The organism is Chryseobacterium sp. MYb7 (genome assembly GCF_002979455.1).
GTDB lineage: Bacteria > Bacteroidota > Bacteroidia > Flavobacteriales > Weeksellaceae > Chryseobacterium.
This window is the reverse complement of sequence record NZ_PCOU01000001.1, coordinates 132,175-145,424: the sequence shown is the minus strand read 5'-3', so window position 1 is coordinate 145,424 and position 13,250 is coordinate 132,175. Positions and strand designations below refer to the sequence as shown.

Sequence of the window (13,250 nt, the reverse complement as noted above, 5' to 3'; positions counted from 1 at the left end):
AAAGAATCTCTACTATTAAAAATTGGATTCCCTATTCCTCGGAATAACAATATTTTAGTTCAAAAAAAAAGAAAAAATGGTGCAAACCACAGATATACCAGTAATGGCATTAAAAGAACAACTTACAGAGAACCATAATGAATTTTTGGAGAGTCTTCGTCACAGATTTCTAGATGATGAAAGAAAAGCAGCTCTTCAGAGATTTGCAGACCTTGGTTTTCCTACTAAAAAAGACGAAGAATATAAATATACCAATCTAAAGGAAATCACGGAAAAAAGCTACAACTTCTTCCCGAAAGAGAACCACAATATCACTAAAGAGCAGTTTGATGAATTGCACCTTGGGGAAGAAAATTTTGATTGGATTGTTTTTGTAAATGGTAAACTTCACAAAGAGCTTTCTAAAGTTTCTATTGAAAATGTAGAATTTCTTTCATTCAACTATGCATTAAACGATGAGAAGCATAAAGAGGTTTTTGAAAAATATTTCAATACGATTGCTTCTAAAGAACAGGCTTTTACTAACCTGAACCTTGCTTATTGCAAATATGGGTTCTTTCTTAAGGTTCCTAAAAATGTAGTGATTGAAAAACCAATCCATGTTTTCTATATTTCTCAGAATCAAGAGGAAAACACATTCTACAATACAAGAAACCTTTTGATTGTAGAAGAAGGAGCCAAAGTAGAAGTGATTGAAAGCCACCATAATTTTGACAGCACGTATGTATTGACAAACTCTGTAACGGAGATCTTTACTTATCCGAATGCAAAAGCAGACTGGCACAAACTTCAGAATGATAACAACACAACCTATCTTATCGACAGTACTTTCGCAAGACAGGAGAAAGACAGTTTAACGACTGTAAACACATTCTCTTTCGGAGGTAAACTGGTAAGAAACAACCTTGATTTTATTCATAATGGATCTAATATCAATTCATTCATGAACGGAATCACAATCATTGGGAAAGATCAGTTGGTAGACCACCACACGGCAGTTCACCACAATTTCCCGAACTGTGAAAGTTATCAGAACTACAAAGGAATCTTTGATGGCAATGCACACGGAGTTTTCAATGGAAAAGTTTTCGTTGACAAAATTGCTCAGAAAACAAATGCTTATCAGCAAAACAACAACGTATTGCTAAGTGAAGGGGCTAGTATTGATACTAAACCTCAGTTAGAAATCTTTGCTGATGATGTAAAATGTTCTCACGGTTGTACCGTAGGTCAATTGAATGAAGATGCTTTATTCTACCTGAGAGCGAGAGGAATTTCTAAAAAAGAAGCACAGGCATTACTTTTATATGCTTTCGCTAATGATGCAATGCAAAACATTGATATAGAGCCTCTAAAAGAAAAAATTTCAAAGCTATTGGCTGAGAAATTAGGAGTTGATATAGAATTCTAAGACTTATATATATTGATAAACAAAGCACTTCTTTTTGAAGTGCTTTGTTGTTTTTATGCAGATAATGTTTCTGTTTTATTTCTTTAACCAAGCTTGGTTGTCCTTATTATCTGAACGCTTCTTCCCATTATCAAAATTATAGGCTAAACCTACTCCTAATGTCTGTTTCAACTGAGTTTTCCATATCTGATTATGGTCGTACAACAGATCAAGGGTTACATTGGTAGAGATATATTTGTTGATTTTCATGCTTAAAACTCCGCTATACCCAAGAACCAGTCTTTCAGGATGATCAAGATAGTTGGAGAATACAGAAGCAGTATTCAGCAAAGTGATGTTCTCCATAATTTTCAGTTTATACATTGCTGTACCAAGGAAACCGAATTGGAAAAGAGAAGAATCTCCATCATTTTTCAGCCCGTAAGTTCCAGCTTTCTGAAGGTCTTTATCTAAAACAAAAGTCCATCTTGCATTCGCGGGACGCAAAGTGACTGAAAGATTATCATTGGGACGATATGTAACACCTGCACCTACATTCAGGTATCCTGGCGCCATAAAATTGGAAATCTTTTTAGCATCAGGATTGTTCCCGTCTTCATATCCCGGAGCAAACTGAGTCTGAAGACCTGCACCTACTGAGAAATACCAATGCTTGGCAAATTCTCTACCATAGTTCGTAGAAAGATTGATAACGTCCTGAGTTTTTCTTACGCCAGTCCCCTGTGTATTATTTTGCCCATACCCAAGGATAATAATGTTTTCCCAAAGATCTTTCCCTTTTTCATAGGTAAGATTGTAATTGACACCGGCAAGCCATCCAACATTGTTGGCTCCACCTCCTACCCAGTTTGAAAAGGCAGCCTGATTAAGCATTAGTGTATTTTGACCCTGAATAGACCAGGCTTTAACAGTATCAGTTGCCGGAGCCTCCGTTTTAACCTCCTGAGCCATTGCTGCAGCCCCAAAAGAGATCGAACTGATCAATAAAAGTTTTTTCATAATGTCGATTTATTACAAATGTATAAATAATAATCTTTGTTGGAATAAAATTCACCTTAAAAGGAATTTAACACAACTAAATTAATGCTTATAATCCTATGAAAACAAATCATTTAACCAACACCTTCAAGTCAACCAAACTTAAGTCAACTTAAAATTACAGAATTTTAAAAACAAAAAACACCTCATTTCTGAAGTGTTTTTATATTAAAATATAGGTATTTTATCTTATTTCTTTATCCACCACTGGCTGTCTTTACGATCAGACCGTTTTACCCCGTTATTCAAGGTATATGCGAAGCCGATTCCTAAAGTTTGTTTCAGCTGTGTTTTTTCTATCTGGTTATGATCATATAGTAAGTCTACCGTGACATTGGATGAAATATACTTATTTACTTTCAGGTTCAATAGTGCTCCATATGCAAGAGCAAGCCTTTCAGGATGATCAAGATAATTTGAGAAGACTGAAGCTGTATTCGTTAAGTAAATATCTTCCATTATTTTCAGCTTATATATTGCCGTTCCCAGGAAACCAAACTGTAATAAAGAAGAGTCTCCATCGCTTTTCAAACCATAACTTCCTGCCGTCTGAAGATCTTTATCCCGCACAAAAGTCCATCTGGCGTTGGTAGGACGTAAAGTTACCGTAAGATCATCATTCGGTCTGTACGTGATACCCATCCCGACGTTCAGGTAACCTGGTGCCATAAAGTTTGAGATTTTTTTTGCTTCAGGATTGTTCCCGTCTTCATACCCTGCGGCAAACTGTGATTGCAATCCAGCACCTAAAGAGAAATACCAGCTTTTTGAAAATTTTCTCCCGTAATTCGTAGAAACGTTGATAACATCCTGGGTCTTTCTTATTCCAAGCCCCTTCGTATCATTTTGTCCATAACCCAGGATAATGATATTCTCCCAAAGATCTTTGTCTTTTTCATAGGTGATGTTGTAATTGGCTCCGGCAAGCCACCCCACGTTATTGGCTCCACCTCCTACCCAATTTGAAAAGGCAGCCTGATTAATCATTAATGTATTTTTTCCTAAAACTGACCAGTATTTCACTGTGTCTACCACTACAGAATCTTTTTTCAATTCTTCTTGTGCACTTGCATATATTCCTACAAAAAAGGAAAGAATTAGTAAAAACTTCTTCATTACTCTAAATAATTTTCATTGCAAAAATATTAATATATTTTTTTTTTAAGATAAATTCGGCTTTAAAGCACCTAATTTTATCAAATTTTAATCATCACAACAAAATATTTATATAAAATCAATGCCAAAATAATAAGTTTGAAAATAAAATTTGATACCTTTTGTCTTAAAATCAGGGAGGTAGAAATGAATTCATCGCCAAATTTTCCGAAATTTATCCTTGGCTTTTGATTTGACATAAAATCTTCATGTTTAAAAATATAATTTCCAAAAGAGCGGTTATATACCCATTGCTGATGCTTTCTGCAATGTGGTTCGGGTATTTTTTACAAATGCAGGGCTTTTTTCAAAGCTGTTTTGGAGCCATCATTCCACTTTTACCTGAAGGATTGCTTGGAGTGGTCACTTCTCCTCTTTTACACGGAAATATTGATCATATTATAGGGAATTCTATTCCTATAGCTGCGCTGATGTTTTTATTATATCAGTTTTACCCTTTGGTTGCCAACAAAGTTTTTATTATCGGATGGCTGGCAACTGGTCTTTTGGTATGGCTTCTGCCTCCTATTGATATTCTCACCGGCGACTATATGTATACATGTACCATCGGAGCCAGTGGTGTAGTCTATGTTCTTGCTTTCTTCCTATTCTTCAGCGGGGTATTCAAATGGAATACAAAACTTCTGACAATTTCCATGCTTGTAGTACTCTATTATGGAAGTTTAGTATGGGGAATGCTTCCGGAAGAATTGTTTTATAATATGCAGGAACCGAGTAAGATCTCATGGCAGGCCCATCTTTCGGGAGCCGTAGTGGGAAGTATTATAGCATTTTCCTTTAAAAATGTGGGGGAAAAGAAGAAAAAATTCATTTGGGAATTTCCAAATTATTATAGTGAAAAGGATGATAAACTGTGGCAGGAATACAAAGAAAATCATCCGGAAGACTTTATGGAGCTTCCTTACAAAAAAAGAGACGATATCTGGGATCATTTGGATGAATTGAGGAAGAGATAAAACTTATTTCACTACATTTGAAAAAAACACACATGCTCTCAGAAGAATATTTATATGCCATTGCTCTACGCGAGTGCAGCCAGATTGGCGACATTCACTTTCATAAACTTGTCCGTACTTTTGGAAGTGCTAAGGAAGCATGGAAAAGAGCAAAGAAAGAGTATAAAAAACTGGAAGGAATAGGACAAAAAACAGTTTCGGATATTGGGAATGAGACTCATTTGAAATTCGCAGAAGAAGAATTAAATTTTTGCGAAAAAAATAATATTCAAATCAGGCTGAGGCACCTTAATGAAACCCCTTCCCTTCTTCACGAATGTAATGATGCTCCCGCTATACTTTATCAAAAAGGACAGATTAATGATTCGCTTGCCAAAGTAAGTATGGTAGGAACCCGAAATATGACTTCCTACGGTCAGCAATTTATTGAAGAGTTCTTTGAAGCCTCACAATCTTCCAACTATATATCGGTAAGCGGTCTTGCCTTGGGAGTTGACAAAGAGGTTCATGAACAGTCTATTCGTACCCGAAAACCTACTGTAGGAGTTTTGGCTCATGGTTTTCAATTTTTATATCCTGCAAAAAACAGACGTCTTTCAGAAAAAATTCTTCAGGAAGGAGGAGCATTAATCACGGAATTCAGCTCTACGAGAAAGCCAGACCGTGAAAATTTCATACAAAGAAACAGAATTGTTGCGGGAATATCCCCAGCGACCATCGTAGTAGAAACCGGTTTTGGAGGAGGTTCCATAAGCACAGCAGCATTTGCCAATGATTATAACCGTGAGGTTTTTGCTCTCCCCGGAAAAATTACAGAAACCAGCAGCCAGGGATGTAATCAGTTGATTTTCCACCATAAAGCAACAGCCATTTCGACGATAAAAGATCTTATCGGTATGCTTGGATTTAATGACTCGAAAGAAAAAATAGAAGAGTTATTTCCTTCTAGTGAGAAAAGCATACAATTATCTGATATTCAGAATTTAATATATCAATCTATCAAAGATCAGCCGCAGATTTCTCTGGACGATCTGTCGCAGAAAATTGAGGTTTCTACTTACAAAATTTTACCAATAATTTTAGAATTGGAACTTTTAGGGAAAGTAAAATCATTTTCCGGGAGGCAATTTATCGCAATTTGATATTTAACGATTTCTTAATATTGCATTATTTCACACATAACATTTCATTTTTAATAATTTTTGATCATAAATTATCAATTTAATAATATTACGAAACATTATTATTTAATTTTTAGCAATGTTGAAATAGAGTGTTGTGAATCTTGAAAAAAAAATTAAATTTGTTGACAATAATATTCAACCTTAATATATGGAACAATATAATATTGACCAGAAAATCCAAGAGTTTATTGCAAAAATTGAAGCAAAAAATCCTAACGAACCGGAATTCTTACAGGCTGTAAAAGAAGTTGCCGTAACTGTAATTCCATTCATTGCTACTAAAAAAGAATACACAGGAATGAAGCTGCTTGAAAGAATGGCTGAAGCTGAAAGAATTATTATTTTCAGAGTTCCATGGGTTGATGACAAAGGAGAAATTCAGGTTAACAGAGGTTTCAGAATTCAAATGAACTCTGCTATTGGTCCATACAAAGGAGGAATCCGTTTCCATCCTACGGTAAACTTATCAGTTCTTAAGTTCTTAGCTTTTGAACAAGTATTCAAAAACTCTTTAACAACTCTTCCAATGGGAGGTGGTAAAGGAGGTTCAGATTTCGATCCACAAGGAAAATCTGATATGGAAGTAATGCGTTTCTGCCAGGCTTTCATGACAGAATTATGCAAACACATTGGTCCTGAAACAGACGTACCTGCAGGAGATATCGGTGTTGGAGCAAGAGAAATCGGATATTTATTCGGGCAGTACAAGAAAATCAGAAACGAATTTACCGGAGTTCTTACAGGAAAAGGTCTTGCTTATGGAGGTTCATTAATTCGTCCTGAAGCTACAGGATACGGTGTAGTATACTTCGCTGAGCAGATGCTTAAAACAATCGGACAGAATTTCGAAGGTAAAATTGTAACGGTATCAGGTTTCGGAAACGTAGCTTGGGGAGTTATCAAAAAAGCAACTGAACTAGGTGCTAAAGTAGTAACAGTTTCTGGTCCAGACGGATACATCTACGATAAAGATGGTATCAGCGGAGAAAAGATTGATTATTTATTAGAGCTGAGATCTTCAGGAAATAACAGAGCTGAGGATTATGCTAAAAAATATCCATCTGCTGAATTCCACGCTGGAAAACGTCCTTGGGATGTGAAGTGTGATGTAGCTTTCCCTTCTGCAACTCAAAACGAATTAGATTTAGATGATGCAAGAAAATTAGTTGAAAACGGATGTATCTGTGTAACTGAAGCGGCTAACATGCCTTCTACATTAGATGCTATCAACTATTTCTTAGACAATAAAGTATTATTCTCTCCTGGTAAGGCTTCCAACGCTGGAGGTGTTGCTACATCAGGATTAGAGATGACTCAGAACTCTATCCGTCTTAACTGGACTTCTGAAGAAGTAGACGCAAGACTAAAGGAAATCATGATCGGTATACACAAAGCTTGTAGAGACTATGGAAAAGACGAAGACGGTTATGTAAACTACGTAAAAGGTGCAAATATTGCCGGCTTCGTAAAAGTAGCAGAAGCAATGTTAGCTCAAGGAGTTGTGTAACATAAAAAACAAAGGTTGGGAGAAATTCCCGACCTTTTTTGATATAGCCTGTTCCCGGGATAATGGGAAAAAAGTAAAAAGTGAAAGGAGAAAGCGCTGCTATATGCAGCGCTTTTTTTATTTTTAAATCATGAAAAACACCTTTAAGAATATTAATGAATACATTCTTCTGTTCCCGGAAGAAGTACAGGAAAAGCTACTTGAACTGAGAAAAGCAATTCATTCTCAGGTTTCAGATCTGGAAGAATATATCGGGTACCAAATGCCGGCTTTCAGATATAAAGGAAAACCTTTGATCTATTTTGCAGGGTACAAAAAACATATTGGTTTTTATCCTGGTGCTGAGGGTATCCGAAATTTTGAGGAGGATTTTAAGGAAAGGAAGTATAAATTTTCTAAAGGAGCTGTACAATTCCCTATCACCGAAGGTCTTCCATGGGATTTAATTCATAAAATGGTAAGGTTTAAAATGGAAGAGATTGAGCAAAAAAAATCCTGAAATACAAGATTCCAGGATTCCGACTAGTGTTTGCTAAAGTGCTTACTTTTTCTTCTTTTTGTCTTTCTTTTCTTCTTTAGGAGTATCTGCAGGCTTAGTGGTATCAGTAGGTGTTGTACTTACTGTTGGATCAGTTGCCGGTGAATTCTCCATTGTTGTTGCAGGTGTTTTATCCTGTGTTTTGGGATCCGAAGGACTTGTAGTCTGTGTATTCGGTTGAGTTTGAGTTGTCGTTGTTTTATGAGTGGAGGTATCAGCTGGCTTTTGTGTTGTTGATTGCGCCGATACTGCGATTACTCCGACTAAGGTAAACGCTGCCGTTAAAAATAACTTTTTCATAATGTAATATTTAAATGATTGTTTAACTTAAACGATACATCATTTATAAAATTATATGTAAAGAGCTTATTTAACGTACTTTATAATTATTTAAGAGGATTTTGGAAAAAGATTTCAATTAGCTCAGCTGGAAGAATGATGCTGGAGGCTGGAAATTTTTTAAGGTGGAAACAACAGCTCAATCGTCTATTTTAGCTAAGTTTAGAATCAAAGAAGTAATAATTATATTATCAACGAAGAGAGCTTCCCTCCTCCATCATCCAGCTCCCTGCATTACATCTACTTCGCAATATTCTTCATCATTTTCTCTACGAATTCAAAAGCAGCCGGGCAGATTACTGTATTTTTCAGCATTAAGTTATTAATCTGGTAGATCTTCTTACGGTCTGTATGTGGATATTCACGGCAGGCTTTAGGTCTTACTTCATAAATAGAACAAGTATTATCATCATTCAGAAAAAAGCATGGAAGGTTCTGCAATACCTTATCATTATCTTCATCTACTCTTAAAAACTTAGCTTCAAAATCAGCAGACTTCATCCGAAGATGCTTTGAAATGCGTTCAATATCTTTTTCAGTATATAAAGGTCCTGTTGTTTTGCAACAATTGGCACATTGTAAACAGTCTATTTCATCAAAAACTTTCTCATGGGTTTCCTGTACGATATAATCAAGATTCTTGGGCGGTTTTTTCTTTAATCCGTCCAGAAACTTCTTATGCTCTTTCTGCTTTTGTATAGCCTGTTTTTTATAAAAATCTAAATTCATTATTCATTATTTCTCACAAACTCCGGAAGCTCTTCATTCTTGTATTCATTGATTTTATCCAGATCCAGAACTGTTGTAATATTTTCTTTACTTGGATAATACATCGGAACAAATTTAGCCCCATAAACAATTTCTCCCGTAGTATACGAAGATCTCTGTACTACAGTGTTTGAAAATACTTCATCAAATGCACGCACCTGTACAATAAGCTCAATATCTGTATTTTTAAAATCTTCTTCAGAGAAGCCATAAAACGGAGAATTTTCATCAATTTTATGTACTACCGTCCAGTTGAGTGCCAGCGTATTGATCTTACTCATCTGTGTATCCAGTCTATAAAAATTACTTTTAGCAACGCCATTTTCTATAACTTACTTCAATAGCTGCTGAAAGAATCACGTCTGCATCCGTTAATGCATTATTTTTATAGGGAGCAAGTCTGAACATCAATGCCGAAGAACCCTGAAAAGGTGCAATAACAGCTATATCAGAAAATCTGAGATAGGCTCGCGGTCTTGAAAATCTTCCATAGAAAAGTCCGGTTGCAATGGCAAAGGTAAGCAATCCCAGAAAAGCTTCAAAAGTAGCCACAAGACTCGCCAAAAAACCTACCGGAGCAATTCTTCCATATCCCACTGTTGTAAACGTCTGAGAGCTGAAGAAAAAAACATCGATAAATTCGTTTAACGGGTCGCTTTTATCAATTCCTGTAAGATGCTCCACTCCGATCAGGTAATAGATCATCGCGAAAAGCAAATTGATCAAAATGTAAGCAATAACGAGATAAGAAATGAAACGGAATGAAGAGAGGTTCAGCATGGTGTGATACCAGCTTAATCTGTTGAAAACGTTTACTCCCCTCCTCTGAACATTCGGGAGGCCGTCTTTATTGATAAATCTTCCGGATGCATTGGTTCCAAAACCACTGTTCTCCGCATTTTTCTGACGGATCTTTTTTCTGAATCCTCCTGTCATTTTTTAATCATTTTGATTGTGTTATATAATGATTTCCTCTCTGCCAATAAGCCGATTGATCATCAGCTCTTTCCTTCTGTTTTATAAATATTTAAAAAAGCAAAGTTATGTTTTTTAGTCATCATTTCTTACACATTCGTCATTCCGATAAAAGATTGTTTCATCGTAGATCTTTATTAAGATTTTATTTAAAACAATACATACAAAAAACAGCAGAAATTCAAAATTTTCTGCTGTTTATATCTTATTTATCAAAGTAATTTATATACTTTGCGCAGGTGATTCCATCACAGTAACACTTACATTGCTGACAGATTTCACAGTCCCTGACTCTCCATGTATATCTGAAAGAAAGTTAGGGAAGTCTTCAATAGGAAAAGCCCAATAATAATGGCCATTGACCGGGGAAGGAAAGTTGGCCTGCAATCTACCGTTCAATTTCATAGGCACAAAGTATTCCACAGAAGATCCTTTTAATTTCGTCAGGATAGAAATGGTCTTTTTAGAGTGTGCCGGAACAATAGTCTTATAAGTACTGGTTTCTGTAATTTCCTCGGAATTTTCTGTACCCTCCGTTGTATCTCCTCCAACAACAACCTTAGTGCTTGCTGAAGCTTTTGCCACTAACGGAATATCAACGGATACTGATGCTGCTACTTGAAATGATCCTGAAACAGTACGCTTCCACGAGGTAGAATATCCCTTTTTGTAAGAATAGGATACTGTAATTTCGCTTTCTCTATCTCCATTATTAATTGCTTCCGTAGTATATGCATTATCCGGCAAATCTATTCCGTCAGTTTTTATCGTTACCTGAGGAGTTCCCAGAACAATAGAAACATTAGGGTTGGGAGCTGTATTCCGGGCATCTCCATCTACAGAAAGATCAGGATTAAATATAATTCCATCCGGAACCTGGCCGCCATACGCAAAAACATTTTTCAACCTTGTTCTTTCTCCTGAATAACTGATATCATAGCCGATATCTTTCAAATGGTTGGGCTTGAAAGGAATTTCACGTTCTTCATTGATAGAACTTTTTACACTCAGATTATTATTATCTGACAATTTAAACTCATCTACAATTTTCCAGCCTTTCTGAAGCATCTCTGCTTCTGTCAGCTGTGATTTCTTTACATCAGCTGAATTTACCTTTGTTGAATCATCATTAATTGCACTCACTTCATCTCTTGAACATGACACCGAAAACATCAATAAGAGAAACCAAAAAGAATTGATTTTTTTAATCATTTTAATAATTTTTTAGTGTTTAATAATTAAATTTACAAAAAACAAGTTCTTTTAAGGCTGTTTTTTGCGAATTAATCAAATTTTAATTTTTCCCAATTTTTCATCCGATTACCCTGTGTTTTATTCTAAAATGCTGTTTATATGAAATTTATCAATTTTCAGACTGGAATTTTTTATATGATTTACACTAACTTTGAACTATGAAAAAGCTTGAATCCCGAGAAGATATTGAACACCTTGTCAATTCATTTTATGCAAAGGTTGTTAAAGATGAAACCATAGGGTTTTTCTTTAATGATGTCGCTAAAGTAGATTGGGACAAACATCTTCCCAAGATGTATTCTTTTTGGGAGTCTATCCTTTTCGGACAGATGACCTATAAAGGAAACCCAATGGGTGTGCACTTCCCGATCAATGAGATACAGACTATGGAGCAGAAACATTTTGACAAATGGCTTGAGCTTTGGCGTACGACTATTGAAGAAAACTTCGTAGGAGAAAACGCGGATATGGCGATCTACAAATCCGAAAACATCGCAAAGCTAATGGCTTTCAAGATGGATTTGGCGAGAAGGTTATAATGTAATACGCGGAGTCGGGATACGTGATACGAAATCCGAGATTTATCAATTAGTAATTTGCTCTTTTATGGAACAATTACCGTAAAGATATACGCTGCCAGATTCACCAATAGAACAGTTCCATACAGGATATTTGTTTTTCCACGGCTTAAGGAAAGCATAACGATAAAGACGGATAAAGAAAGCAGGATAATGTCCTTTTTATCCAGACCCAGCACTAATGGAATATCGTACATGATACATACCGCTGAAACTGCCGGAATCGTCAGCCCTATACTTGCCAGTGCCGAACCCAATGCCAGATTTAAGCTGGATTGTATCTGATTGGCTCTCGCTGCACGGATGGCAGCCACTCCTTCAGGGAGAAGAACCACTGCAGCAATAATAACCCCAACAAGGGACTTAGGAGCTCCAACACTTTGTACCATCCCTTCTATAGTATCAGATAATCCTTTTGCCATAAGCACAACAATAACAAGGCACACCACCAAAAAAGCAAAACTGATAAGCGTTTTTGTGAGTGAAGGAATGTAATGTTCTTCCGGATGTTCATCAGGAACAATAAAATAGCTTCTGTGGCGCACAGTCTGTACCATCAGGAAAATTCCGTAAATGACAAGACATGCAATGGATATAAAAATAAGCTGTGCTTCGTTATAGAAAGGTCCGTTGACACTTGAAGTAAAATTAGGAAGAACAAGGGTAAGTACGAGAATGGAAACAATACTTACCAGATAAGTAGTTGCTGAGGTTCTTGCGAAGAACTGCTCATGATATTTAACACCGCCTACCAAAATACATATTCCCAGAATTCCGTTAAGAATAAGCATGACAGCGGCAAAAACTGTATCTCTGGCCAGCGTGATCGCCTGATCTCCGCCGGCAACCATCAGTGAGATGATCAGCGCAACTTCAATAATAGTGATACAAAGAGCCAGGATAATAGTTCCGAAAGGCTCTCCTACTTTATGAGCGACTACTTCTGCATGGTGCACTGCTGATAAAACACTCCCGATCAGTAAAATCCCGGCAAGAATATCATAAAGAACTCCCGATCCCATCAGTCCGGAAAAGTAGTACCCTACCGCAAGGAGAGGAAAAATATAAGTATAATGTAAGAATTCTTTAGGTTTCATAAGTGACTACAAAATACAAAAAATCTATGAAATTTTAAATATCAAAAGAAAATATTAATGATATTTTAATGAGGCCAGAAGTTAAAGTCCTGATAATCCGTGAACATATGAAACAAGAGCCCAATTCCTATAATCCTTATATTTCCTTTAAAGAACAGCAGCAAAAAATACACCGCAATGGCATAATAAGAATGTAAAAAATGAAAACCTATGCTTCCTCTTGAAGGATCAAAAATCGGATTGGCAAAAAGATGGTCTAAGTCTACCAACATCGTAGCCAGAAGAATGAAATACGCTTTTTTCCAATTTTTACGATAAAAAATCAACGCAATAAAGACCGGAAAAACGAGATGCAAAAAATAATGAGTAAAAGTTTTGAGCAATGCGATGTCTGATGGAGCCATTGATGATAATTTTATTCGGTTTTGA

15 protein-coding genes are annotated in these 13,250 nt (G+C 36.2%); 6 read left to right on the top strand and 9 right to left on the bottom strand.

What is annotated here, in order from left to right; genetic code table 11:
* The first annotated feature begins 76 nt into the window (after nt 1-76).
* A complete protein-coding gene (gene sufD / locus CQ046_RS00725; RefSeq protein ID WP_374200527.1) occupies nt 77-1,411 on the top strand; it encodes a Fe-S cluster assembly protein SufD in 1,335 nt (444 codons plus the stop codon).
* A 75-nt stretch (nt 1,412-1,486) separates the two neighbouring features.
* Here the strand turns inward: sufD and CQ046_RS00720 are convergent, their stop codons facing one another.
* Nucleotides 1,487-2,410, bottom strand: coding sequence for a DUF3078 domain-containing protein (locus CQ046_RS00720; protein WP_105700423.1), 924 nt, complete (start codon nt 2,408-2,410; stop codon nt 1,487-1,489).
* Nucleotides 2,411-2,638: 228 nt separating this feature from the next.
* Complete coding sequence (locus CQ046_RS00715) at nt 2,639-3,565, bottom strand: DUF3078 domain-containing protein (RefSeq protein WP_105700422.1); 927 nt, start codon at nt 3,563-3,565, stop codon at nt 2,639-2,641.
* A 248-nt stretch (nt 3,566-3,813) separates the two neighbouring features.
* On the opposite strand from CQ046_RS00715, the gene CQ046_RS00710 reads away from it, so the two are divergent.
* From CQ046_RS00710 to CQ046_RS00695, 4 genes are all read left to right on the top strand, one after another.
* On the top strand, nt 3,814-4,581 hold the full coding sequence (locus CQ046_RS00710) for a rhomboid family intramembrane serine protease (RefSeq protein ID WP_105700421.1): 768 nt from the start codon (nt 3,814-3,816) through the stop codon (nt 4,579-4,581).
* Nucleotides 4,582-4,613: 32 nt separating this feature from the next.
* On the top strand, nt 4,614-5,723 hold the full coding sequence (gene dprA, locus CQ046_RS00705) for a DNA-processing protein DprA (protein WP_105700420.1): 1,110 nt from the start codon (nt 4,614-4,616) through the stop codon (nt 5,721-5,723).
* A gap of 190 nt (nt 5,724-5,913) precedes the next feature.
* Nucleotides 5,914-7,272 (top strand): NADP-specific glutamate dehydrogenase, encoded by a 1,359-nt coding sequence (gene gdhA, locus CQ046_RS00700; protein WP_105700419.1) that lies wholly within the window; start codon nt 5,914-5,916, stop codon nt 7,270-7,272.
* A 130-nt stretch (nt 7,273-7,402) separates the two neighbouring features.
* Entirely contained in the window at nt 7,403-7,771 is a 369-nt protein-coding gene (locus tag CQ046_RS00695; protein ID WP_105700418.1) for an iron chaperone, read from the top strand.
* Between the two features lie 42 nt (nt 7,772-7,813).
* On the opposite strand, the gene CQ046_RS00690 is transcribed toward CQ046_RS00695, so the two are convergent.
* The 5 genes from CQ046_RS00690 to CQ046_RS00675 form a co-directional block, all read right to left on the bottom strand.
* Entirely contained in the window at nt 7,814-8,110 is a 297-nt protein-coding gene (locus CQ046_RS00690; protein ID WP_105700417.1) for a hypothetical protein, read from the bottom strand.
* Between the two features lie 279 nt (nt 8,111-8,389).
* The gene (locus CQ046_RS00685) at nt 8,390-8,878 is read right to left on the bottom strand and encodes a YkgJ family cysteine cluster protein (RefSeq protein WP_105700416.1); all 489 of its coding nucleotides are present in this window, start codon (nt 8,876-8,878) and stop codon (nt 8,390-8,392) included.
* Nucleotides 8,878-9,198 (bottom strand): hypothetical protein, encoded by a 321-nt coding sequence (locus tag CQ046_RS24000; protein WP_317046975.1) that lies wholly within the window; start codon nt 9,196-9,198, stop codon nt 8,878-8,880. The genes CQ046_RS00685 and CQ046_RS24000 overlap by 1 nt, the downstream gene beginning before the upstream one ends.
* A 28-nt stretch (nt 9,199-9,226) precedes the next feature.
* Complete coding sequence (locus CQ046_RS23995) at nt 9,227-9,853, bottom strand: potassium channel family protein (RefSeq protein WP_317046974.1); 627 nt, start codon at nt 9,851-9,853, stop codon at nt 9,227-9,229.
* A 261-nt stretch (nt 9,854-10,114) separates the two neighbouring features.
* Nucleotides 10,115-11,104 (bottom strand): hypothetical protein, encoded by a 990-nt coding sequence (locus tag CQ046_RS00675; protein WP_105700415.1) that lies wholly within the window; start codon nt 11,102-11,104, stop codon nt 10,115-10,117.
* Nucleotides 11,105-11,304: 200 nt separating this feature from the next.
* Between CQ046_RS00675 and CQ046_RS00670 the strand changes: the two genes are divergently transcribed.
* The gene (locus CQ046_RS00670; protein ID WP_105700414.1) at nt 11,305-11,685 is read left to right on the top strand and encodes a group III truncated hemoglobin; all 381 of its coding nucleotides are present in this window, start codon (nt 11,305-11,307) and stop codon (nt 11,683-11,685) included.
* Nucleotides 11,686-11,750: 65 nt separating this feature from the next.
* On the opposite strand, the gene CQ046_RS00665 is transcribed toward CQ046_RS00670, so the two are convergent.
* Both CQ046_RS00665 and CQ046_RS00660 read right to left on the bottom strand, forming a co-directional pair.
* Nucleotides 11,751-12,821, bottom strand: a complete 1,071-nt coding sequence (locus tag CQ046_RS00665) for a calcium:proton antiporter (RefSeq protein ID WP_105700413.1) — start codon at nt 12,819-12,821, stop codon at nt 11,751-11,753.
* Between the two features lie 65 nt (nt 12,822-12,886).
* Nucleotides 12,887-13,225, bottom strand: coding sequence for a DUF6122 family protein (locus tag CQ046_RS00660; protein WP_047376129.1), 339 nt, complete (start codon nt 13,223-13,225; stop codon nt 12,887-12,889).
* Nucleotides 13,226-13,250: the final 25 nt, after the last annotated feature.